This is a genomic window from Marinobacter sp. (assembly GCF_041595835.1).
In the GTDB taxonomy this organism is placed as follows: Bacteria; Pseudomonadota; Gammaproteobacteria; order Pseudomonadales; family Oleiphilaceae; genus Marinobacter.
In genome coordinates this window covers 26,375-48,529 of the sequence record NZ_JBFHJO010000013.1, presented here as the reverse complement: position 1 = coordinate 48,529, position 22,155 = coordinate 26,375, and the positions used below count along the sequence as shown (strand labels likewise).

The window sequence follows — 22,155 nt, the reverse complement described above, 5'->3', positions numbered from 1 at the left end:
GTGGGGCGTCGATGCTCTGCAGTTATCTAATCTCGGGAGTCAGGAATGAGTTCATCTGTTGAAAGTCATCAGGCCAAGATGATCGGAGAGCTTCGGGTTTTCATCAAGAAAGTTCTGAGTGATCCGACTATTGCGGTCAAATCTGTGGATATTGCCCGCAAGTACAAGGGCCAAACTAATTCTGATGAGTTGATTGCCCGCGAAATCAGTGCGAACACGACTATTCGTATTCCGGAAAACTGGAGTGATGCAGATAAGATGTTTCTGGAGATTCTGCACGAAGTATTGGATGACGAAGACGCGTTGTATTAATTCAGCCGGGAAGCTCTGAGTAAGGTTTCAGGAGAGTGCTTTCGTGACAACCTTTGCCGGGCCATGGATGGCCGGGGCAGAGCCTGATGATGAACGGTATCGGCTTATTTTACTTCTGATTGAGCCTGTTTCAGAACGGCATCTGCCATCTGGTGCAGGATATCTATTTCATCCGCAATACCATCCTCTTTCGACAGTTCTTGCTGTTCCTTGAGAATATCTTCGAGAATCGCCGGCGTTGTTAATGGGTTAGCCAGAACGACCCGGAACACGATGCAGGGGAAGTGGTAATAACAGGCCGGCTCCAGCCGGGTCCGGGAAACAAAAGCTTTACCATGCTCCCGCTGGGTTTTCTGGATGAACTTGGTGATGCGGTTCAGACAGCTGTTCATCTTCTCGGCCTGAAGTTCATCGGCTACAGCCAGCGCCCGCTGGACGTTCTCGGGGCAATATCGGTAGGTCAGGATGTTCAGTTCCGGCCGGGTGATAAGTTCGAAGTCTGGCTGTGCATTGATCATCTCGGAGAACAGCTTGGCCTTCTCGATGCCTTGATCAATCAGGATTTCATAACCTTCCCGGGCCAGGATTTTCAGACCTGAGTGAATCAGCATGGACATGCCCGGGCGAGAGCCTTCGAGGGTGGTGCTGCCAAGGTCTCGTGAGCCCTTTCGGATAATATACTGGGCGTGATGTTCTACCGCACTGGCCAGACCGGGTTCTTTGAAGACCACCAGGCCAACGCCCATGGGTACGTACAGTTGTTTGTGGGCATCGAACGTGACAGAGTCGGCTTGTTCTATGCCTCGCAATAAGCCGCGATAGGTGCGGGAGAACAGTGTGGGACCGCCCCAGGCAGCGTCTACGTGGAAGTGCGCGCCGAATTCCCGGGCGATGTCTGCCATGGCCTCCAGTGGGTCGACGCTGCCGGTTTCCGTAGTGCCGGCAACCCCGCAGATGGCCATTACTTTAATCTTTTGCTTTTGAAGCTCCAGACATTTGTCACGCAGGGCGTCGGTCTGTATCCGGTTGTTATCGTCGGTTTCGACGGACACCAGAGCATCCCGGCCTAAACCCAGCACGTCGGCGGCTTTACGAAGCGAGTAGTGCCCGCGCTTGGAAACGACGATGGCTGTACCTTCGTATCCATAATACTTCAGGGCTCTGAACAGGCCTTCTTCTTGCAATCCCCGGAAACTGCCTTCAGCCGGGAAAGCCCGATTCCGTGCAACCCAGAGTGCGGTCAAGTTGGCAACGGTACCTCCAGAGCACATGGCTCCCAGTGAGTGCCGGGGGCTGTGCATCCATTTCCGGTAAAAAGCGCCGTCTTGCTGGTACACCAGGCGGTGGATCATGCCCAGCACCTGGCGCTCCATAGGGGTAAATGCCTTGGAGGTTTCGGTTTTAACCAGGTTCTGGTTCAGGGCAATCATGATTTTGGACAATGGCAGCATGAAATAAGGCAGCGCTGAGGTCATATGCCCAATGAAGGCCGGGGAGGCGGTGTGTACAGAGTTTGCTACAAGTTTGTCGAGCAGAAATTGAGCTTGCTCAGAAACGAAGACCGGTTTTTCCGGGATGACGGAGTCGGCGAAGTTCTTTTCTACGTCGGACAGGTCTCGCTCGACGGCAACGATGTGCTCTTGAAGAAATCCAGCGAGGTTGCGGGAGATATTTTGCTCTATTCGGCTCAGGGTAGATTCCGGCGCCTCTGGCACCGTAAACACGCGATACATAGCCTCAACTGAGGCGCTGGCGGCTTTTTTCTTTCCGGTCATAGAGCTCTTACACGTTCAGTGGTTGTCCGATGGGTTGGTTCCGGAAACCCTGCGGACGGGGCCAGGCATGGCCTGGCACTTGTAGTGCTGACCTGTCTGGAAGTAGGTCATATGTTCCCTGAGGGGCGCTAGTATAAGGCTTGAACTGAAATGACGCTATGCCTCGGGAGCTCTGGTTGTTTTGGGTTGCTGTGCAGGGTCAGAGGATTTCCCGGTGAATGTCCATAATGGCGGCGTCTATGCGCTCCTGGATGTTTTTTTCGACCTGGTCGAGGCGTTGTGTGATTTGTTGGGCCGAGTCACCGAGGGCGGCGATGGTCCAGGTGGCGCAGTCCAGGGCGTCGTGGTCGGCCGTTTCGTTAACGGCCAGATCAGGTTCTTTGCCCCAGATGGCTTTCATGGCGGTGAAGGCTTTGCGTTTGGCTTTCAGGTCTTCGCAGGCATAAAGCTGGAAGTGCAGGGTTAGCATGCCTACGTGAGGGGTGATGGTATGTTGCTGTTGTTTTGGGGTTTTGCCTTCTTTGAGCAGCTTTCTCAGGGATTCCGACATTTTCCTTCCGGCCTCTGTGCAGGAACCGATGAGGTGTTGCCTTCCAAAAAAACGCTCCTCCGACACATCCATGTGGCGCTTCTGCTCCGCTATCCATGGCTGCGCACATTTTTGGAAGGCAGCAACACCTCGCCGGCTCACCAGGTTCTCAGCTGGATTCCTGTTGCCTGAATCAAGGCTTGATCAGGAGATCCGCATTTTATCCCTAGCCTACTATAGGCGTTGCCCGTTTGATAATGGCTGCTGCGTTGATGCCGGAGGGGAGGTTGCCGTAGTTCATACCGCCGTTGTTTTGTAGACGGGATGCGCAGAAAGCGTCGGCCACGTTTTGGTCTCCGAAGCGCAGCAGCAGAGAGGCCTGCATGATGAGGGCGAGGCGGTCGACAAGGTTTCTGGCGCGGTATTGGACGTCGCTGATCTCAGCAAAGTCAGCTTGCAGCTGGGCCAGGAACTGGTCGAAGCGGCGGTCGGCGCTATTGGCTTCGGCGGCTTCTTTAAAGAAAGCATCGAGGACTTCAGGTTCTTTTTGGATGGCGCGTAGGGTGTCGAGGCATTGAACGTTGCCGCTGCCCTCCCAAATGGCGTTGACGGGTGATTCACGGAACAGCCGGGGCATGATGCAGTCTTCCATCACACCGCTGCCACCGATGCATTCCATGGCTTCGTAAGCGTGGTTGGGGGTGCGTTTGCAGATCCAGTATTTGCCGACGGGGGTGGCTAACCGGGCGAGCAGGCGTTCGTGTTCGTTGTTCTGGTTGTCGAGGGCGCGGGCGATCCGCATGGTGTACGCGAGTGCGGCTTCGTTCTCAATGATCAGGTCGGCGAGGACGTTTTGCATCAAGGGTTGCTCGCTCAGGCGAGCCCCAAAGGCGCTGCGGTTATGGCAATGATGGGTGGCCTGGGCGACGGCCTGGCGCATGCCGGCGGAGCTGCCGATCATACAGTCGAAACGAGTCATGGCTACCATTTGGATAATGGTGGGTACGCCGCGGCCTTCTTCGCCAATCATCCAGGCCAAAGCGCCGCGGATTTCGACTTCACTGGAGGCGTTGGCAACGTTGCCCATTTTGTTTTTCAGTTGCTGGACTTGCCAGGGATTTTTGCTTCCGTCCGGGCGCCATCGTGGCATCAGGAAGCAGGACAGGCCATTGGTGGTTTGGGCCAGCACCAGGAAGGCGTCGCACATGGGGGCAGATACGAACCACTTGTGGCCGACCAGTTCGTAGGCCTGGCCCGGGCCTGTCTGGCCCAGCGGATGGGCTACGGTGGTATTGGCCCGGACGTCGCTGCCACCTTGTTTTTCGGTCATGGCCATACCGATGGTGACGGCGCTTTTTTCGGTATCAGGTATGTTGCGCGGGTCGTATGCGTTAGTGAGGATCTTCTGCTCCCAGAGGGTCGCCAATTCCGGTTGTTTCCGGATGGAAGGTATGGCAGCAAAGGTCATGGTCACCGGACAGCAATGAGCGGCTTCTACCTGGGAGTGCATGTAGTACTTGGCGGCTCGCGCTACATGAGCCCCCGGGCCTGGTTTGGCCCACGGAGCGCTATGCAGGCCGTTTTCAAAAGCCTTCCCCATGAGCTCATGATAGGCCGGGTGGAAGGAAACTTCGTCTACCCGGTGGCCAAAGCGGTCGTGGGTACGAAAGCCGGGCTTGTTTTGGTTGGCCTGGTGACCAAGTTCGATGGTGTCAGCTTTACCGGCCCATGCGCCGAACTTGCACAGTTGTTCATTGGCGTGGCCAGCCCCCTCCCGGAGTACTGCTTCCTGCAGCGCAGTGTCCTGCTCGAAGAGATTGTAATCCGCCAGTGCTTTGGGCTGGTTAATAACTTCGTGAGTAGCAGACAGAAATTTATAGTCCCGGAGTGATTCACCGGCATGATCGGTTTTATTGTGTTGTGGGCTGCTCATAGTTAGCTCCTGGTACCGGTCAACCCCCTCATGCAAAAGTTGATGATGGAGTCGATCAATTCTTTTTGATCGGTGTGTGTTGTCGGTAGCGATGCAGTTTGTGCTGGCGACAGTGGTCCTACTAATGATTCTGAGATTGCGCCTACCAGGCAGGTACTGCTCAGGCGAGCGTTTTGTTCGGGAATGCACCCTTCTGAAATGCCGTCCTGAATCGCTTGCTCCATCAGGCTTGCGTAGGCTTTCCGGTAGATCAGACGCTCTTGTTCTACTTTGGGGTCTACGGGTTCGGCAATCAGGGCCCAGGCTTTTATGGAGCCTTTAAGTGCGCGTTCCGCGAATTTCCTTAAGGAGTTCTCTAGCCGTTCCGTGGCAGTACCTTTTATAGAAAGTGCTTCTTTGACTTTATCGACTTCACGTTGTGTGGCGAGTCGAAATATTTCGGCAAACAAGTCTTCCCGGGATTCGAAATGGCGATAAATGGTACCCGTTGCTACACCTGCTAAACCTGCAATCCTGGTGATTCGGGCGCTACGAAAGCCGCCTTCTTCGACACATTGCCAGGTGCATTCAATAATGTTCTTGCGTGCCTCGGCTTTGCGTTGACGCATCTTTTCAGTTTCGCGGTAGGCCATGGTGGTTTCCTGGAAGTAGTGAATCATTATTCATTCTTTCTGTCAAAGAATCCATCTTTAAGAAGGCTTCTTTTGACGTTCTTTTTGCCATTATAAATCAATAAGTTGTGATTGGTTACAAAACGTTACAAAAAAGTATTTGCTGGGAAATGGCGCTGTCACCAAAACCGGATTATAAAGACGCCAAGACGAGGCCGAAGGTGGCCATTCGTCGAGATAAGGTGCGTCTTTCGCAGGCTTATAAGGCACCTGTGGTAGCGTTTTCGTTGATGGAGAAAAGTGAATGAGTGAATTCGACGAAGGCAATCTGGAGCAGTCCGGTAATTGGGCCAGTGATGGCGACGACAACCATTCCATCGCCAGTCGTGCTCGGGTCAGAGCCCAGCTGCAGGCTGATATGGAAGCGTTTCTGCAGTGTGGTGGAAAAATCGAAGAAGTAGACACTACCTTGAAATCCAGCACGCCCCGCAAGGCCGATGTGGATTTTAATAACCGTTCCATCTGATTCCCTTCTGATACGGGCGGTTTCTGTCTGACCGCCCGGATTTTGTCATCTTGTTGTCATCGGTCAATGGCAGACTCGGCTGCAGGCCTGCAACAGGCTGCCTCTGGAGTGTATGATGTTAGCACTTTCCAAGGTCATCCATGTTCAGGAGGTTACCTGTGTCAAAGCCGCATTTGCCGCTTTCCAGCCGAAGCTATCCCTTCACCAGACTGCGCCGCAATCGGGCCAGTGATTTCTCACGTCGTTTGGTCAGGGAAAACCAGCTCACGCCGGATAATCTGATTTATCCCGTATTTGTGCTGGAGGGTGAAAAACAGCGTGAAGCCGTTCCTTCCATGCCGGGGGTCGAGCGTCTGAGTATCGATCTGCTCGTGCAGGAGGCTGCAGAGCTTGTTGAACTGGGCATTCCTGCAATTGCGTTGTTCCCTGTTGTGCCGGCGGAGTATAAGAACCTGTCCGGTTCGGGCGCATGGGATTCTGACGGTTTGGCTCAACGTGCAGTTCGGGCGCTTAAAAAGGCCTATCCGGAGTTGGGCGTGATTACTGATGTGGCACTTGATCCATTCACCACTCACGGTCAAGACGGCATCATCGATAATGATGGGTATGTTCTGAACGATGTGACCGTTGAAGCTCTGGTGAATCAGGCTCTGTCACATGCTGATGCGGGGGCGGATGTTGTGGCGCCCTCCGACATGATGGATGGGCGAGTTGCAGCCATCCGTGAAGCCCTAGAGTCTGCTGGTTACGTGAATACCCGGATTCTGGCCTATTCTGCCAAATATGCGTCCAGTTATTACGGGCCGTTTCGGGATGCGGTGGGCTCAGCGGGTAACCTGGGCAAAAGTAACAAGTCTACTTATCAGATGGACCCGGCCAACAGCAATGAAGCTATTCATGAAGTAGCAATGGATCTGGCTGAAGGGGCTGATATGGTCATGATCAAACCGGGGATGCCTTACCTCGATATTGTGCATCGGGTGAAAACAGAGCTGCAGGTCCCCACGTTTGTGTACCAGGTGAGTGGAGAATACGCGATGCATATGGCAGCCGCTCAGAATGGCTGGCTGGATGGCGATGCGGTGATGATGGAAAGCCTGATGGCTATGCGTCGGGCTGGTGCCGACGGCATTCTCACTTATTTTGCCGTTCGTGCAGCCAGACTGATGCGGGATCGCCATCGGGCATAAAGGGTGGGTGTGCAACCCGCGACTAAAATGGATGCTGAGAGCGATGACAACTGAAACAACAAAGACAGCAGTAAGCAGTGATCAGAGTGTACCCGCACCGGTGGAGGTTTCTCCACGTGGTGAAGAGGTTAATCTGGATTCCAGTGATAACTGGTTCAACCGAGAACTGAGCCAGCTTCAGTTCAACTACCGGGTTTTGAAGCAGGCTCTGGATCCCGCGCACCCGCTGATTAACCGGCTGATCTTTTGTTGTATTTTCAGTAGTAACCTGGATGAGTTCTTTGAAATCCGGGTTGCGGGCCTGCGCGAACAAATGAAGTACGGCCGGGAAACCGTGGGCCCCGATGGCATGCTGCCAGAGCAAGTGCTGGCAGAAATCAGCAGAGTTGCCCATGAATATATCGACGAGCAATACGACATCCTGAACAACGTCCTCTTTCCGGAGTTGGAAAAACAGGATATTCACTTTGTTCGTCGCAGGGAGTGGACTCCAGCGCAGGCCGAGTGGGTGAGGAACTACTTCGAGGATGAGATTCTTCCGGTGGTCAGTCCGATAGGGCTGGACCCGTCGCATCCGTTCCCAAGGCTGGTTAATAAGAGTCTTAACTTCATTGTTGAACTTGATGGCAAAGATGCATTTGGCCGGGAAACTGGCATGGCAATTTTGCCTGCACCGCGCTCGCTGCCGCGCCTGGTGCGCCTGCCGGATAATGTTTGTGACGGTGGCGAAAACCTGGTGTTTTTGTCCTCGATGATTCACGCCCATGCAGACGAGTTATTTCCAGGAATGGAAGTGAAAGGCTGCTATCAGTTCCGTTTGACCCGTAACGCGGATCTGGAGCTCGAGGATGACCTGGAGGACCTTGCGTCTGCGCTTCGGGGCGAACTGTTAAGCCGGAGATTTGGTGATGCGGTACGCCTGGAAGTTGCGGACAATTGCCCGGAAGAACTGGTGCAATTTCTGCTGCGAGAGTTTGGCTTGACTGAAAGGGATCTCTACCAGGTGAATGGCCCGGTTAATTTGACCCGGCTATTGGCGGTGAGTGGCCTGGTGGATCGCCCGGACCTGACCTATTCCAGTTTTTCACCGACGATCCCACGGCAGATTCGCAGCAAGGAATCGATGTTTGATGCTATCCGCAAACGTCCGATTCTGTTATCGCATCCATTTGAGAGTTTTAGCCCGGTTGTGGACCTGTTGCGCCAAGCCGCAAAAGATCCTCAGGTGTTGGCCATTCGGCAAACACTGTACCGCGCCGGTACCGGATCAGAAATTGTTGAGGCCCTGGCCGACGCCGCTCGCCGGGGCAAAGAAGTAACCGTGGTTATTGAGTTGCGGGCCCGGTTCAGTGAGGCGGAAAACCTGGAACTGGCAAGCCGGCTTCAAGAAGCTGGCGTTATTGTGGTTTACGGTGTGGTGGGCTACAAAACCCACGCCAAAATGATGCTGGTTGTGCGTCGGGAAGAGGGTAAGCTGAGCCGGTATGTGCACCTGGGGACAGGTAACTATCATGCGGGCAATGCCCGGCTGTATACCGATTACAGTTTTATGACCTGTGACGAGTCCATTGGCGATGATGTTAACAAGCTGTTCCAACAGCTGACGGGTATGGGCAAAGCCCTGAAAATCAAAAAGTTGTTTCATGCTCCGTTTTCTATGCATAAGCGTGTCATCAGTTTAATTGAGCGGGAAACCACTTATGGGGAAGACGGGCGGCTTATCTTCAAGTTTAATGCTCTGACGGACCCCCAAATCATAAAAGCTTTATATCGAGCCTCACAGGCGGGTGTAAAAATTGATCTGATCGTCCGGGGCATCTGTTGCCTGCGTCCGGAAATGCCAGGCTTGTCGGAAAACATTCGGGTACGTTCAATCGTTGGGCGTTTTCTGGAACACACCCGGGTTTATTACTTCGGTAATAAGGGCAAGCCAGACGTTTATTGCGCTAGTGCAGACGGCATGGAGCGGAACATGCTTAACCGTATAGAGGTGGCGTTTCCGATTGAGGAGCCATCACTGGTTGCCCGGTTAACTGACGATCTGGATGCCTATCTTGCTGATAACTGTCAGTCCTGGGCATTACAGTCTGATGGAAGTTATGTACAAAATCAGCCTGAAGAAGGCGAAGCCCGGTTGGCGGCTCAGTCGGTGCTTCTGGAGCGGTTGACGGGTAAACCAAGCTAAGCGACGAACAAAATATTTGCTGACAGGACAGAAACTTTGACGCTGAACAAATGGACGATTGCAGGTACAGCAATTTTGCTCGTAGCGGGAGTGGCACCATGGGGTGTCGGGTATGTGACGGAGCAGCAATGGCTTCAGGCCACGGAAGAGATTAACGGTGCGCAGCCTTTTGTCCGAATGGAAACCAACCGCTATCAGCGTGGAATCTTGAGTGCAGAAGCTACGGGAACACTAACGATTTTTGATCCAAAGACGGGGGACAGTCACAGCCTGGATTTTCAGGTTGCTATTTCTCATGGTGTGGTTGGCAGTTTCCTGGATTTCCGCCCGAGCCAAGGCTGGCAGTCAGAGGGAAATACCTGGTTTGAAGGTCCAGACCCGGCGTTGACGCTTGAAACGCGCCTGTGGGGCTCTGCTGCACTGGAATTTCAGGCTCCTCCTGTGGTCATAAACAGTCCGGATAGGGCCGAATCATTCCGGGCAAGTGGGGGGCTTGCGAGGATCGACATTGGTCATCTGGGAGAGCGGGCCGACATATTGCTGGTATGGCCTGAGATGACGATGTCCGGTCCAGACCTGGACATAACCGCTGAGGATTTTCATTTTGAGCAAAGCCTGTCCTGGCTGACGGCTGATATCTGGACAGGTTCAGGCACCATGACGCTGGGAGCGTTAACTCTTGAGAGCCCCGATGAGCCGTCTTTGCTGGTAAAGGGTATTTCCTTCGATACCAGCAGCGTAGCCAGTAATGGTGATCAGACGCTGAGCTCTGAAGCAGTGCTTGAAATCGAAACGGTCCGTTTTGCTGAAAATGCATATGGGCCTCATCGGATAGCCGTGGCTGTCGATGGTGTTGATGTCGCAAGCTGGAATGACTTCAGTTCGGCTATGGCTGACATGCAGACGCTGGCATTGGGAACGGATCTCCGCCCGGGCTATGAGCAGCAAATGGCAGCGATGCAGCGTTTTAATGATGCGATTCGTGGTCTGGCGGGAAAGGGGTTTTCGGTTGGTGTTCGTGAACTGAACCTGAATACACCTGAAGGTAAGGTTCAGGGGAGTCTGGATATTTCCCACCCGGCGTTATCCGAAGAAGACCGGGCGAATATGTTGATGGTTATGCAGCAATTGGTGGGCACGGTAGATTTCAGTATGCCTTTGGCGCTTGCAGAGAATTATCCCGCCGTACGAATGCAGGTGGCACCTTTAATTAAGCAGGGGTTATTGGTGCAAGAAGGTGATCAGCTTGTAATGACGGGGCGCATGAAGGATGTGGCTCTGGATATCAATGGGCTTCAGATTCCTCTGCCGCCCCTTCTGTAGTCTTTACTAAGCACCACCTGATGAGTGTTTCGGTGGTGCTTATTCTCTCTTCTCAGGTTTTGCTGAATTTCTGTTTTAGAGCTTCGGCGACGGCCGGATCTACAAACTCGGAGATATCTCCTCCCAGGGAAGCGATTTCCCTGATCAAGGTGGATGAGATGTAGGACAGATGGTTGGAGGGCGTCAGGAATACGCTTTCTACTTCCGGTGCCAGCCTTCGGTTCATGTCAGCGAGCTGAAATTCGTATTCGAAATCGGATACGGCCCGTAAGCCACGCAGGATGACAGTGGCTTGTTGTTCCCGAACGAACTCTGCCAGTAAGTTGCTGAAGCCGGTTACGGTGACATTCGGAACGTGTGCAGTGGCTTTTCTGACCAGTTCGCAGCGCTCATCCAGGTTGAGTAATGGCTGCTTTTTGGGATTGTAGGCAACGGCGACGACGATTTCGTCAAACATTCGGCCGGCGCGTTCGATGAGATCGGTGTGGCCGTTTGTAATGGGGTCGAAGGTGCCAGGGTAGATAACTTTAGGCATGCACAGCTCCTTGGTTAGATGGGCGGTAGCATAGCAGCATTGGTTTTCTTGCTGTAGCCCCTCCTTTTCTATCAGCTTTTTGCGGTTAGTCTTTGAGCTAACCTGACGCTGTTTCGTGCCGCCAGAGCATAAACCGACAACTGTGGGTTAGCGCCGATGCTGGTTGGAAAAACAGACGCGTCATGGATGCTCAGGTTTGCCACGTGGTGGTGTTCACCAAAGCCGTTGACCACGGATTCTTCCGGATTGCTACCCATGCTGCAGCCGCCCATCTGGTGGGCGGTAAAGAGTCGGGCCCGGTGGGGCTTCATCGGGAGTTCCTGGATCGCGGCTTTGGCTTCGTTCCAGTTACTGTACCAACCCGAATCGAGGTGAACAGCCTGAACGGCTTCGGCACCAGCGGCGAACTGGATTTCAGCCATGTTCAGGTAAGCCTGGCGAATGCCCTTCCACAGGTAGTCTGTTACCGGGTAGTCGAGTATCGGGCTGCCGTCGTCCCGCAGGGTGACTGTGCCTCCGGGGCTTTCGGGGTGAAAGCCATCTCGGAGCAGGGCAATGACGGACTGGGTCCAGGGCAGTTTGCTCAGGTTGTTCAATTGTCCTTTTCCATGCCCCGGTACGACGCCGGCGGCCATGCCGGGGTGGAGGGGCGGCACTTCGAGTTTATAGCCTACCGGTCCATCAATGCCGTGTTTGAAATTGAACTCATCGGAGTAGATGGACTGTGGTGCGCCGTAGAAGGGGTCTACTTTGGATGGCATGCGTGCCACAGTGGCATTGACCGGGTGGATGAAAGATCGCTTCCCGATACGCTGGTACGGGTCAGGCAGCTCAGAACGCAGTAGTAAGCCGGGAGAGCCAATGGCGCTGGCAGCAACGACAAAGTGGTTGGCCTTCAGGGTAATGGTGATGCCTGAAGGGGTCACTCCGTCTGCGCCCATGGCGGAGGCTTGTAAATGGTCGATGCGATCCTGGTTCATAACCAGGCGTTCGGCGCGCAGACCGTGGAACATTTGAGCTTTATTGTCCAGAGCGCCCGGGATGGTGGTCAGAAGGGCTCCCTGCTTGGCATTTGTGGGGCAGCCTACGCCACAGTAACCGGAGTTCCAGCAGCCTTTGACGTTCCGGGGGATGATTTGCCAGGAATAACCCAGAGCATCACACCCCTGGCGAAGGATATCGTTGTTCAGATTCGGGTCGGTTTGCCAGGGTGCCATGGTGTGGCGTTCTTCCCGGCCCTGGAACCAAGGGGCCATGGATTCAGGGGCCAGGCCATCGAGCCCGAATTTCTGGCTCCAGTAGGTCAGGGTTTCGGGTGGTGTGCGAAAGCTGCTAGTCCAGTTAACGGTGGTTGACCCCCCGACACACCGGCCTTGCAAGATGGCAATGGCGCCATCTGCCGTGGTGCGGCTCATGCCTTCCTGATAGAGAGCCGCATAGGACGCTTGTTCGTCCATTTTGAAATCTTTCTGGTAATACAACCCGCCTTCTTCAACCAGAATGACGGACAAACCCTGTTTGGCGAGAATCTCAGCAGTGGTGCCACCACCAGCGCCGGTGCCAATCACCACTACGTCGGCTTCTACGGTCTGGTTTGAGGTGAGTTTTCTGGCATCAATGACGTTCCAGCCGGAAGCCAGGCCCCGGGCAATGGGATCATTCGTGGACATAGTGCTCTCTCCGTTATCCGGGGGGGGGATCAGGCGTTTTGGAACTGTGGCAGAGAATCGACCATCCAGGCTGGCGGCCCGGGGTAACCCGTAAGGTGCCAGTGGCTCTCATGGCCATAGAAGGCCACGTTGGTGATCTTGCTGAGAGCCATGTAACCATTGTTCAGTAAACCGATTCGGCTGCTGCGCCAGCGATTCAGGAAAGCATCGGCTTCCTGGGTGGTAACAGCGGGCCAATCTGACCATACCCGGGCCAGAGTTACCCGGGTGGGTGCGAAATTCAGTAGGTCGAACAGTTTGCGCAGTTCTTTCTGGTTCGGCGCACCGAACTTCACGATGCCCTGGTCAATCCGCTCCAGAGTGTCAGCAATAGCGAACTGTTGTTGGTTGGGCTCTTCCGGTAAAGCGCCAGCAAGCATGGCAGGCAGCAGAGCTTCGAAGAGCGCGATGTCGTCCTTGCTCAGGAACTGGAACTGGTAGCTGGCATTCATGCGGCTGCCAACAGCGCTGACACGACCTGCCGGAGCGGTCGCGCAGCCGGAGAGGCCGGCGCTCACGCTGATGGTGCCAAGAAGCAGAGCACCGCCAAAGCTGGTTTTCAGGAAGCTTCGGCGGCTCTGCCCGGTTTTGTTGTCAGCAGTTTGGTTCTGAGGCTTGTCGAGCATCGGGAACTCTTCTTTAAAGTGGCTTTAACGAATGAACAGCTTATAGATCATTCGATGGGCGGCGGTTCCGTGCGGTGGATAAACAAATTTCCCGCTGTTGAACTTTTGCTTGGCGAAGATAGCCCGCTGGTGAGAGAAGGTCAGGAAGCCTTCTTTGCCGTGGTAGTGTCCCATGCCGGACTCGCCAATGCCGCCAAACGGCAGGTCGTCTTGTGCGACATGCATCAATACGTCATTGATGCACATGCCGCCGGAGTTTGTTGCCTCGATGACATGCTGCTGGAGCGACTTGCCATAGCCAAAGTAATAGAGGGCCAGTGGGTGTGGTCGGTCATTGATGTACTGGATGGCATCATCCAGTTGGTCATAACTGACGACTGGCAGGATGGGCCCAAAGATTTCGTCCTGCATCACTTTCATGTCTGGTGTGGTGTTAAGCACCAGAGTGAGCGGAATTTTTCGGGTTCCGTCTTTCAGATTCTCATTGGCTGGGTTTACCTCAATGATGTCGGCCCCCTTGGCCCGGGCATCGTCCAGGTAGCCCTGAAGCCGGTCGTACTGGCGTTCGTTGATAATAGCGGTGTAGTCGTCGTTATCCCGAAGGCTTGGATACATTTCAGCAAATTTAGCGCGAACCTCTTCTGCAAAGGCCGGCACCCGGTCTGCCGGGCAAAGAACGTAATCCGGAGCGACACAGGTCTGGCCTGCGTTGAGGGCTTTGCCGAACACGATGCGCTGGGCTGCGTCTTCGAGAGGGACGTCTGGTGAAACCAGTGCTGGAGATTTTCCTCCCAGCTCCAGAGTAACCGGCGTCAGGTTTTCGGCCGCAGCTTTCATAACCAGCTTGCCCACAGAGGTAGAGCCGGTGAACAGAAGGTGGTCGAATGGGAGCCGGGAGAAATCGGCAGCAACATCGGCTTCTCCGGTGATCACGGCGACCAGATCTTCCGGAAACATAGACTCAATGATTTCTTTGAACAGTGAAGATGTGTGCGGCGTAAATTCGGACATTTTTATCATGGTGCGGTTGCCCGCCGCCATAGAGGCTATCAGTGGGCCTACTGCGAGGTATAGCGGATAGTTCCAGGGCACAATGACGCCCACAACCCCCTTGGGTTGGTAATATACTTTGTTACTTGCCGGCTGAAATAACACAGAAACATGGCGCTTGGAGGGTTTCACCCAGCTGTCGAGATTTTTCAGTGTGTAATTGATGCCCTGGATAGACGGCATGACTTCTGCAACCAGAGATTCGTCTTTCGAGCGGCAGCTGAAATCCCGGTCAATAGCTTCGAGCAGTCGGTCTTGGTTGGCTAGCAGCACACGCTTCAGGCGCTTGAGGTTTTCTTTTCGCTCGGTCAGGGAGGGCTTAGGGTTATTTCTAAAAGCCTTTTTCTGATTCTCGAATACCCGGTGGGTTTGCTGAATCTGTGAGTTGCTCTCAGTGAGCTGAACGACAGTTGCTACCATGTTGCTATCTCCCTGTGCTGCCAGGGCAAAGGTGCTGGCAGTTGTTATTGTTGGCGCCAATGTCTGGTGATTTGCGCTAGGAGGTATTAGTAGAGTATATACTCTACTCAGTCAAGAAGTGCCGGTTGGCCTAACAGGCCATCCGTTGAGCTGACAACAACAAACTGCGGCGTGAATATGAAAACCAGAGACAAAATTTTGCTGGCGAGCCTCGAACTTTTTAATGAACGGGGTGAGCGCAATATTACGACTAATCATATTGCTGCACATCTGGCGATATCCCCGGGTAATCTGTATTACCATTTCCGGAGTAAGTCCGACATTATTTATGAGATATTCCAGGAATATGAGAAATTGGTGGATTATTACCTGGATATTCCTGAAGACCGGCCCATAACTCTCGAGGACATGACCTTCTATCTCGAGTCTGTATTTGATGGGCTGTGGAGCTATCGATTCTTTCATCGTGATCTGGAGTATCTGCTGGACAGTGATCCCCGGCTCCGAAGTGATTATCGAGACTTCACCAGTCGCTGCCTGGCAGCTATTAGTCAGATTTTTGGAAAACTGGCAGAGGCGGGTATTATTCAGGCGCAGCCGGAAGAGTTGCGTTCAGCGATGTCGCTGAATGTCTGGCTTGTGATTACCAATTGGATGGCGTTTCTGAAAACGGCCCATGCCAGTAATGAGCGCTCCAGTTTGAGTCTGACGGACCTCAAGCAGGGGATCTACCAGATCCTGACCTTTGAAATCCCCTATCTGATGCCGGAGTTCCGTGAGCAGGTATTGGCTCTGCGAGAGAGGTATCGTCCTACTTTGCCAGACAGTCAGGACGCAGTGGCTGCGCAGGATGTTTGTCCGGGTTGAGTGAAATTTGAACTTTATCGGGTACTGCTGTTCAAAGGTAATGATGCGGGAAGTCGGACCTTCCTGCTTCTCCTGAGTGAGTTTCTCAGGCTGGCCCTTTTTTCAGGGCCATTGTACGTCGCAAACCCTGACGTTTTGCCGGCCTGTCTGCGCGATAGGCCGGTTTTTTTGCGTTTAAAAGGGTCAGTCTTCAGACGTGTCGGGAGTTTCCAGCCAGTTGGTCAGAGCGGCCCGGCATTCATCCAGGCCCAGTTTTGACGTGGCCGAAAACATGATCAAGTGTTCTACACACTCGTACTTCTTCAGTTTGCTGGCAATTCCCAGCATGGCGGTTTTTGCCTGCCCATACTTGAATTTATCGGCTTTGGTGGCAAGGATCATCAGTGGTAACTTGTTATGCTCGCACCAATCGACCATCATTTGGTCGAACTCGGTCAGGGGGTGCCGGATGTCCATTACCAGAACCAGTCCGCGAAGGCAGCGACGTTCGTTGAGGTAGCGGCCCAGATGCTTTTGCCAGTCATCTTTCATGTCCCGGGATACTTTTGCGTAACCGTAGCCAGGCAAGTCGACCAGGTGCATGTTTTCTCTGTTCAGGCTGAAAAAGTTAATCAGCCGTGTGCGCCCGGGTGTCTTACTGGTACGAGCAAGCTTTCCGTTGACGGTAATAGCGTTGAGTGCGCTCGATTTTCCGGCATTTGAGCGGCCCGCAAAGGCAACCTCTGCGCCGTAATCGGGTGGGCATTCATCCAGCCGGGAGGCGCTGATCAGAAATCGGGCGCTATTGAAAGAGATGCTTTTTTGAGTCAGATCAGGGTCCACGACGGTTGCTGTTCCTTTGGATTTCAGTTATCGGCGATTAATGTATAATGCTACACCAATTTCCGGCGGTGCGCTGCGCGTTCCGCTGTCAGTCCCGGTATTGAACCTGAGCACTCAGGGCCATCCGGCTGTACAACCAGATTACTTTCAAGATTCTAAGATGAGAGAAGCGGAGCGGGCATGAAAAAACTGATCGCAGGAGTTGTTCTCGGAGTTGGGCTGACAGCTATGGCTCACGGGGCAGGAGATCCGGTAGCGGGTGAACAGAAAACAGCTGTATGTTCCTCCTGTCACGGGCAGGGTGGCAGCAAGCCTATGATGGACATTTATCCGAAACTGACCGGGCTTGGTGAGAAATACACTTATCGCCAACTGGTTGATATTCAATCCGGAGATCGTGTTGTACCTGAGATGACCGGCATTCTGACTGGCCTGAATGATCAGGATCTGCAAAACATTGCGGCCTACTACAACCAGCAAGAACGAGTGGTTAAGCAAGCAAACCCTGATGCGGAGTTGATTGCACAGGGTCAGAATTTATACCGTGGCGGTAATATGGCGTCAGGTGTCCCGGCTTGTGCTGCTTGTCATAACCCTAAAGGTATCGGCAACGAGCCTGCAGGCTATCCTGCACTGAGTGGTCAAAGTGCTGCGTATCTTGTGAAGCAGCTTCAGGCTTATCGTAATGGTTCGCGTGCAACTACAGCGAATGCCAACATTATGGTTGATGTGGCTTCCAAACTGACAGACTCTGAAATCGAAGCAGTAGCCAACTATGTCTCAGGTTTGAACTGATATCCTGTTAGTTCAGCGAGACAAAGAAACCCCGCTTCGGCGGGGTTTTTGTTTTTTTCTGGTGTGCCTCTTAATCTTCCGTAATTATTTCTCTTTGCTCTCAGTGGAACTTCTGCGCATTGCTGGGTCATAATCAAACGTTATATATGGAACGCAAATAAACAATTTATCGCTCGGAGAATGTTCATGATCAGAACTTTAAGTCTGATAGCTACGATGGCTGTGTCGCTGGTTTTCAGTGGGCTTGCAAGTGCGGAGCCTTGGGAGGACGGTGTCCACTACCGTACCTTGTCCAGCCCGGTAAATACGTCCTCGGAAGAGGGTGTCGAAGTGGCCGAAGTGTTCTGGTATGGCTGCCCCCACTGCTACAACTTCAAACCGCTATCTGAAGCCTGGGAAAAGAATGCACCAGAATTTGTAAATTATGTCAGGTTGCCTGCTGTACTGGGCGAGAGCTGGGCTCCTCACGCCGTCGCATTTTATGCACTGGAATCTATGGGGGAGCTGGATAAGGTGCACGATGCCTTGTTTAAGGCTTTGGCCGGTGAGCGTCGTCCTTTGAACTCTGCTGAGGCTCTGGCGGATTTTGTGGCAGACTACGGAGTAGATGCGGAAGCGTTTGTGCAGGCGTACAACAGTTTTTCGGTGCGGTCTCGTGTGCGCCAGGCTCAGGCAAAAATTATGGGCGCGCAAATAACTGGCACCCCGACTATGCTGGTTAATGGCAAATATATTGTGAGTGCAAGCATGGCAAAAAGCCACGAGAATGTGTTGAAAGTGGTTGATTACCTGATCAATAAAGAGCATGGGTTATCAGAGTAAGTGGCGTGAGCCTTGGTGCTGACAGTTTTCAGGGTTAGTCTTGGAATCGCGAGCTATGTATAAACGGATTCGTAGCCAGATTGACAACATACTGAAACCGAAAGGATCTCCGCGAGGAACGTGCTCGGGCAGCGAGCACGTTCCTGACTTTGAGCCTCACCGCCATCTCAGGCTGTTAACGTTTAACATTCAGGTTGGTATTAACACTTCCTCCTACCGTCATTATGTGACCCGCAGTTGGCAGCATTTTCTTCCTAATCGTCGCCGTATTGAAAACCTTGATCGCATTGCCGCCCTTTTAAGCCAGTACGATGTAGTGGCTTTGCAGGAGTGTGATGGTGGCAGTTTGCGTAGTGGATATATTAATCAGGTGCAATATCTGGCAGAGGCTGCAGGGATTCCTTATTGGTATCAGCAGTTGAACCGGAATTTAGGTCAGATTGCCCAGCACAGTAATGGTCTGTTAAGTCGTTTCCGGCCGCTGGATGTCACCGAGCACAAATTGCCCGGGTTGATTCCGGGGCGGGGCGCTATTGTTGCCCGCTACGGTTTGAAGGAAGATCCTTTGGTGCTGGTACTGATGCACCTGTCTCTGAGTAAATCTGCACAGCAGCGTCAGCTGGGTTTTATCCGTGACCTGATCAGCGAATATCGTCATGTCGTGTTGATGGGGGATATGAATGCCCATGCCGAGCAGTTGTTGACCCGTACACCGTTGCGGGAAACAGACCTGGTTCCGTTGCCGGACACGGCGCACAGCTTTCCCAGTTGGCGTCCTGAAAAGGCGTTGGATCACATTCTTGTCAGTCCTTCTCTGGAGGTTCGCCAATCGGGTGTGGTGAGCTACCCTGTCTCCGATCATCTTCCCATCGCTTTGGATATTGCTCTGCCTAAAGGGTATTTAGAGGCTTTTCGATCTGTCGTATGAATTCCATGCAATAAAAAACCCGGCGCGAAGGCCGGGTTTTTTGTGGAGGCAGGATCAATTACTTGATCTTGGCTTCCTTGTACATAACGTGCTTACGAACAACCGGATCGTACTTTTTGATCTCAACTTTTTCCGGAGTGTTACGCTTGTTTTTCATGGTCGTGTAGAAATGACCGGTGTTTGCTGACGATACCAGCTTGATTTTTTCGCGCATGATGCAGCTCCTTAGAATTTCTCGCCGCGGGCACGAAGATCGGCCAGTACAGCGTCAATGCCTTTTTTATCGATGATGCGCATGCCTTTAGTAGATACGCGCAGCTTCACGAAACGCTTCTCGGTTTCAACCCAGAAACGGTGATTCTGCAGATTAGGCAGAAAACGACGACGAGTGTGATTCATCGCGTGGGATACGTTGTTACCGGTAACCGGACGCTTACCGGTAACCTGACAAACTCTGGACATACATGCCTCCGACCTGAGCACTGGTCTATCAATGCGAATTCGTTATTTAATGCGTCTCTGGTTGCTCCGGAGCTAACTCTGCTACCGGTTCGCGCCTGTAAACTGGGCGCAATACGCCAGATACCGCCAGAAAGGGACGCTTTTATACCAGAACCGGCGACCCAACGCAAAAAATTGTTGGGATTTTGGCCAGTTTTTCGGTGGCGGTTACATCAGTCCTCTTTCAGCGAGGGATATTACCTCACCGTGACCAATAACCATATGGTCAAGAACCCTGATATCCACCAAGCCCAGAGCTTCTTTCAGGCGGCGAGTTAATGAAATATCGGCCTGACTGGGTTCGGCAACCCCTGACGGGTGATTGTGGGCGAAGATAACCGCTGCGGCGTTGTCTTCCAAGGCTTGCCGAACAACTTCGCGAGGATAAACTGCCGCGCCATCAATGGTGCCTCTGAACAGTTCCCGGTATTGGATTACCCGGTGCCGGTTGTCCAGAAATAGCCCGGCGAAGACTTCGTGAGGGTAGGTCGCAAGGCGGCTGGTCAGGAACCGCCGGGTGTCTGCCGGGGAACGTAGCGGGTCGCCTTGGCGCAGCGGTTCGTCCATCACTCGTCTGGCCATTTCCATCGCCGCCTGAACCTGGGCATATTTCGCGGTGCCCAGACCTTTAACCTGGCAAAACTGTCGGCGAGAAGCGGTCATCAGGCCGCGCAGGCCGGAAAATTCTTCGATGAGATATCGTGCCATGGCCATCACCGGCATTCCGGTGGTTCCGGTGCGCAGAAAGATGGCGAGGAGTTCTGCGTCTGACAAGGATTCTGCGCCATGGGCGAGCAGTCGCTCGCGTGGGCGCTCGTCGCTGGGCCAGCTGGAGTCGGTCATAATAGCTTCCTTGCGGGGGTGTTGATCGTTGATGCGTCCTGCATCGCGTTCTCAAAGTTACAAAGGGTACTCGAAAAGGTAACATTTGGTAAACGAACGTTGGTGCGCGCGGGCTGTCTGTCAGCGCCGGGCGTGCTATCTTATAAGCCTTTCTTTTTACGGGATTACGGAGCCCTCATGGCCGCCAGACGAATACTGCTGGGAATCACCGGTGGCATTGCCGCCTACAAGAGCGCTGAGCTGGTTCGATTGCTGAAAAAAGCCGGGCTCGAAGTCCGTGTGGTCATGACTCGCGGTGCTGAAGCCTTTGTAACGCCCCTGACGTTCCAGGCCTTAAGCGGAGAGCCGGTGCGTACTTCACTGCTGGACCCGGAAGCAGAAGCTGGCATGGGGCATATTGAACTGGCGAAATGGGCGGATCAGGTTGTTGTTGCGCCTGCCTCGGCTGATTTTTTAGCTCGTCTTGCTCAAGGTATGGCCGATGATCTGCTGACTACGGTTTGTTGTGCGACAGAAGCACCAATCGCAGTGGCTCCGGCGATGAATCAGGCTATGTGGAAAAATAACCGGACCCAGAGAAACCTCCGGTTGCTGTCGGAAGATTCGCAGATTACTGTCTGGGGGCCTGATCAGGGCGAGCAGGCTTGTGGTGACACCGGGCCAGGTAGAATGCTGGAACCACACGTCCTGGCAACGCTGATTCTGACGGAGCAGGTTCCCGGAGTGGCAGGCCCGCTCGCGGGTAAGCGCCTGGTGATTACGGCGGGGCCGACACGGGAGCCAATCGACCCGGTGCGTTATATCTCCAATCACAGTTCCGGGAAAATGGGTTATGCCATCGCCGAAGCCGCCGTTGCGAGCGGTGCCCACGTGGTTTTGGTGAGCGGGCCCGTTAACCTGGCTGCGCCGGAGGGGGTTAACGTCAGGTCGGCGATGACCGCGGAGGATATGCTGCGGGAGTCTGAGCAGGCTGTCAGCGAGGGGTGCGATATATTTATTGCTACAGCCGCTGTAGCGGACTATCGGCCTGAATCGTGCGCTGACAACAAAATCAAGAAAACCAGTGACGTCATGGGGCTCTCACTGGTGCGTAATCCGGATACTCTTGCAACCATTGCGGCCAGAGCCGATGCGCCTTTTACCGTAGGCTTTGCGGCAGAAACAACCGATGTTGCCCGTTACGCTATGGATAAAATGCAACGCAAACAGCTTAAGATGATTGTCGCTAACGATGTGTCTGCCCCCGGGCTGGGATTCAATAGCGATCATAATGCGGTAACCGTCTTCTGGGCGGATGGACAGGAATCTATAGGGCCGGAGAGTAAGCAATTTATCGCTGCCCGGCTGGTGACGTTAATCGCAGAACACAGCAACAGGGCTGGAAATCAATGAGTCGAAAAAAACTACAGGTAAGAATTCTGGATGATCGCATCGGTGCTGAGATTCCCTTCCCTGAATATGCAACCGAGGGATCTGCGGGCCTTGATCTGCGAGCCTGCCTTAAACAGCCACTTACTCTGGCTCCCGGCGAAACGCATTTGATACCTACTGGATTGTCTGTACACATTGCAGACCCCTCCCTGGCAGCGATGATTCTGCCCCGGAGCGGCCTGGGGCATAAGCACGGTATTGTGTTGGGTAATCTGGTGGGTTTGATTGATTCGGATTATCAGGGTGAACTGATGGTGTCATGCTGGAACCGGGGTCAGGCTGCGTTCACCGTTGAAATCGGTGAACGGATTGCACAGATGGTGCTGGTGCCAGTCGTTCAGGCAGATTTTGAAGTGGTGTCTGAGTTCGATGCCAGCAGCCGTGGTGAAGGTGGTTTCGGCTCAACCGGCAGTCATTAATGT

Annotated in this window: 23 protein-coding genes; 11 read left to right on the top strand and 12 right to left on the bottom strand. The window is 53.5% G+C overall.

Translation table 11 applies throughout. The features are described from left to right. Positions 1–45 precede the first annotated feature (45 nt). Entirely contained in the window at positions 46–312 is a 267-nt protein-coding gene (locus ABYA77_RS06855; protein WP_372965211.1) for a hypothetical protein, read from the top strand. A gap of 104 nt (positions 313–416) precedes the next feature. Here ABYA77_RS06855 and panP read toward each other — a convergent pair whose 3' ends face one another. The 4 genes from panP to ABYA77_RS06835 all read right to left on the bottom strand — a co-directional run bounded on the left by panP (position 417) and on the right by ABYA77_RS06835 (position 5,208). After that, positions 417–2,087: a pyridoxal-dependent aspartate 1-decarboxylase PanP gene (gene panP, locus ABYA77_RS06850; protein WP_372965210.1), complete on the bottom strand. Its 1,671-nt coding sequence runs from the start codon at positions 2,085–2,087 to the stop codon at positions 417–419. 199 nt (positions 2,088–2,286) lie between these two features. After that, the gene (locus ABYA77_RS06845; protein WP_372965209.1) at positions 2,287–2,637 is read right to left on the bottom strand and encodes a DUF503 domain-containing protein; all 351 of its coding nucleotides are present in this window, start codon (positions 2,635–2,637) and stop codon (positions 2,287–2,289) included. A gap of 205 nt (positions 2,638–2,842) precedes the next feature. Then, the gene (locus ABYA77_RS06840) at positions 2,843–4,549 is read right to left on the bottom strand and encodes an isovaleryl-CoA dehydrogenase (protein WP_372965208.1); all 1,707 of its coding nucleotides are present in this window, start codon (positions 4,547–4,549) and stop codon (positions 2,843–2,845) included. Between the two features lie 2 nt (positions 4,550–4,551). Then, positions 4,552–5,208 (bottom strand): TetR/AcrR family transcriptional regulator, encoded by a 657-nt coding sequence (locus ABYA77_RS06835; RefSeq protein ID WP_372965207.1) that lies wholly within the window; start codon positions 5,206–5,208, stop codon positions 4,552–4,554. 256 nt (positions 5,209–5,464) lie between these two features. Between ABYA77_RS06835 and ABYA77_RS06830 the strand changes: the two genes are divergently transcribed. The 4 genes from ABYA77_RS06830 (at position 5,465) to ABYA77_RS06815 (ending at position 10,384) form a co-directional block, all read left to right on the top strand. Then, complete coding sequence (locus ABYA77_RS06830) at positions 5,465–5,686, top strand: hypothetical protein (RefSeq protein ID WP_372965206.1); 222 nt, start codon at positions 5,465–5,467, stop codon at positions 5,684–5,686. A gap of 173 nt (positions 5,687–5,859) precedes the next feature. Continuing rightward, positions 5,860–6,876, top strand: a complete 1,017-nt coding sequence (hemB, locus tag ABYA77_RS06825) for a porphobilinogen synthase (protein ID WP_372965235.1) — start codon at positions 5,860–5,862, stop codon at positions 6,874–6,876. Between the two features lie 43 nt (positions 6,877–6,919). Continuing rightward, a complete protein-coding gene (gene ppk1, locus ABYA77_RS06820; protein ID WP_372965205.1) occupies positions 6,920–9,061 on the top strand; it encodes a polyphosphate kinase 1 in 2,142 nt (713 codons plus the stop codon). A gap of 36 nt (positions 9,062–9,097) precedes the next feature. Beyond that, positions 9,098–10,384: a DUF945 family protein gene (locus ABYA77_RS06815; protein WP_372965204.1), complete on the top strand. Its 1,287-nt coding sequence runs from the start codon at positions 9,098–9,100 to the stop codon at positions 10,382–10,384. Positions 10,385–10,436: 52 nt separating this feature from the next. Here the strand turns inward: ABYA77_RS06815 and coaD are convergent, their stop codons facing one another. The 4 genes from coaD to ABYA77_RS06795 all read right to left on the bottom strand — a co-directional run bounded on the left by coaD (position 10,437) and on the right by ABYA77_RS06795 (position 14,724). Then, positions 10,437–10,919 (bottom strand): pantetheine-phosphate adenylyltransferase, encoded by a 483-nt coding sequence (coaD, locus tag ABYA77_RS06810; protein ID WP_372965203.1) that lies wholly within the window; start codon positions 10,917–10,919, stop codon positions 10,437–10,439. Between the two features lie 71 nt (positions 10,920–10,990). Next, complete coding sequence (locus ABYA77_RS06805; protein WP_372965202.1) at positions 10,991–12,589, bottom strand: GMC family oxidoreductase N-terminal domain-containing protein; 1,599 nt, start codon at positions 12,587–12,589, stop codon at positions 10,991–10,993. A 29-nt stretch (positions 12,590–12,618) separates the two neighbouring features. Continuing rightward, positions 12,619–13,254: a hypothetical protein gene (locus ABYA77_RS06800; RefSeq protein WP_372965201.1), complete on the bottom strand. Its 636-nt coding sequence runs from the start codon at positions 13,252–13,254 to the stop codon at positions 12,619–12,621. A gap of 24 nt (positions 13,255–13,278) precedes the next feature. Continuing rightward, complete coding sequence (locus tag ABYA77_RS06795; RefSeq protein WP_372965200.1) at positions 13,279–14,724, bottom strand: coniferyl aldehyde dehydrogenase; 1,446 nt, start codon at positions 14,722–14,724, stop codon at positions 13,279–13,281. A 177-nt stretch (positions 14,725–14,901) separates the two neighbouring features. On the opposite strand from ABYA77_RS06795, the gene ABYA77_RS06790 reads away from it, so the two are divergent. Further along, the gene (locus ABYA77_RS06790; RefSeq protein WP_372965199.1) at positions 14,902–15,591 is read left to right on the top strand and encodes a TetR/AcrR family transcriptional regulator; all 690 of its coding nucleotides are present in this window, start codon (positions 14,902–14,904) and stop codon (positions 15,589–15,591) included. A gap of 183 nt (positions 15,592–15,774) precedes the next feature. On the opposite strand, the gene yihA is transcribed toward ABYA77_RS06790, so the two are convergent. After that, positions 15,775–16,413 carry a ribosome biogenesis GTP-binding protein YihA/YsxC gene (gene yihA / locus ABYA77_RS06785; protein ID WP_372965198.1) on the bottom strand — a complete coding sequence of 213 codons (639 nt, stop codon included), beginning with the start codon at positions 16,411–16,413 and terminating at the stop codon, positions 15,775–15,777. 180 nt (positions 16,414–16,593) lie between these two features. On the opposite strand from yihA, the gene ABYA77_RS06780 reads away from it, so the two are divergent. From ABYA77_RS06780 to ABYA77_RS06770, 3 genes are all read left to right on the top strand, one after another. Continuing rightward, positions 16,594–17,208 carry a cytochrome c gene (locus ABYA77_RS06780; protein WP_372965197.1) on the top strand — a complete coding sequence of 205 codons (615 nt, stop codon included), beginning with the start codon at positions 16,594–16,596 and terminating at the stop codon, positions 17,206–17,208. A 186-nt stretch (positions 17,209–17,394) separates the two neighbouring features. After that, entirely contained in the window at positions 17,395–18,030 is a 636-nt protein-coding gene (locus ABYA77_RS06775) for a thiol:disulfide interchange protein DsbA/DsbL (RefSeq protein WP_372965196.1), read from the top strand. Positions 18,031–18,085: 55 nt separating this feature from the next. Continuing rightward, positions 18,086–18,958: an endonuclease/exonuclease/phosphatase family protein gene (locus ABYA77_RS06770; RefSeq protein WP_372965195.1), complete on the top strand. Its 873-nt coding sequence runs from the start codon at positions 18,086–18,088 to the stop codon at positions 18,956–18,958. A gap of 58 nt (positions 18,959–19,016) precedes the next feature. On the opposite strand, the gene rpmG is transcribed toward ABYA77_RS06770, so the two are convergent. The 3 genes from rpmG to radC form a co-directional block, all read right to left on the bottom strand. Continuing rightward, entirely contained in the window at positions 19,017–19,172 is a 156-nt protein-coding gene (rpmG, locus tag ABYA77_RS06765) for a 50S ribosomal protein L33 (protein ID WP_372965194.1), read from the bottom strand. 11 nt (positions 19,173–19,183) lie between these two features. Next, entirely contained in the window at positions 19,184–19,420 is a 237-nt protein-coding gene (gene rpmB / locus ABYA77_RS06760; protein ID WP_303291685.1) for a 50S ribosomal protein L28, read from the bottom strand. A 207-nt stretch (positions 19,421–19,627) separates the two neighbouring features. Further along, complete coding sequence (radC, locus tag ABYA77_RS06755) at positions 19,628–20,302, bottom strand: DNA repair protein RadC (protein WP_372965193.1); 675 nt, start codon at positions 20,300–20,302, stop codon at positions 19,628–19,630. Between the two features lie 177 nt (positions 20,303–20,479). Between radC and coaBC the strand changes: the two genes are divergently transcribed. Together coaBC and dut are read left to right on the top strand one after the other, a co-directional pair. Continuing rightward, positions 20,480–21,694 carry a bifunctional phosphopantothenoylcysteine decarboxylase/phosphopantothenate--cysteine ligase CoaBC gene (gene coaBC / locus ABYA77_RS06750; RefSeq protein WP_372965192.1) on the top strand — a complete coding sequence of 405 codons (1,215 nt, stop codon included), beginning with the start codon at positions 20,480–20,482 and terminating at the stop codon, positions 21,692–21,694. Next, positions 21,691–22,152 carry a dUTP diphosphatase gene (gene dut, locus ABYA77_RS06745; protein WP_372965191.1) on the top strand — a complete coding sequence of 154 codons (462 nt, stop codon included), beginning with the start codon at positions 21,691–21,693 and terminating at the stop codon, positions 22,150–22,152. Before coaBC ends, dut begins: the two co-directional genes overlap by 4 nt. The last annotated feature ends 3 nt before the right edge of the window (positions 22,153–22,155 follow it).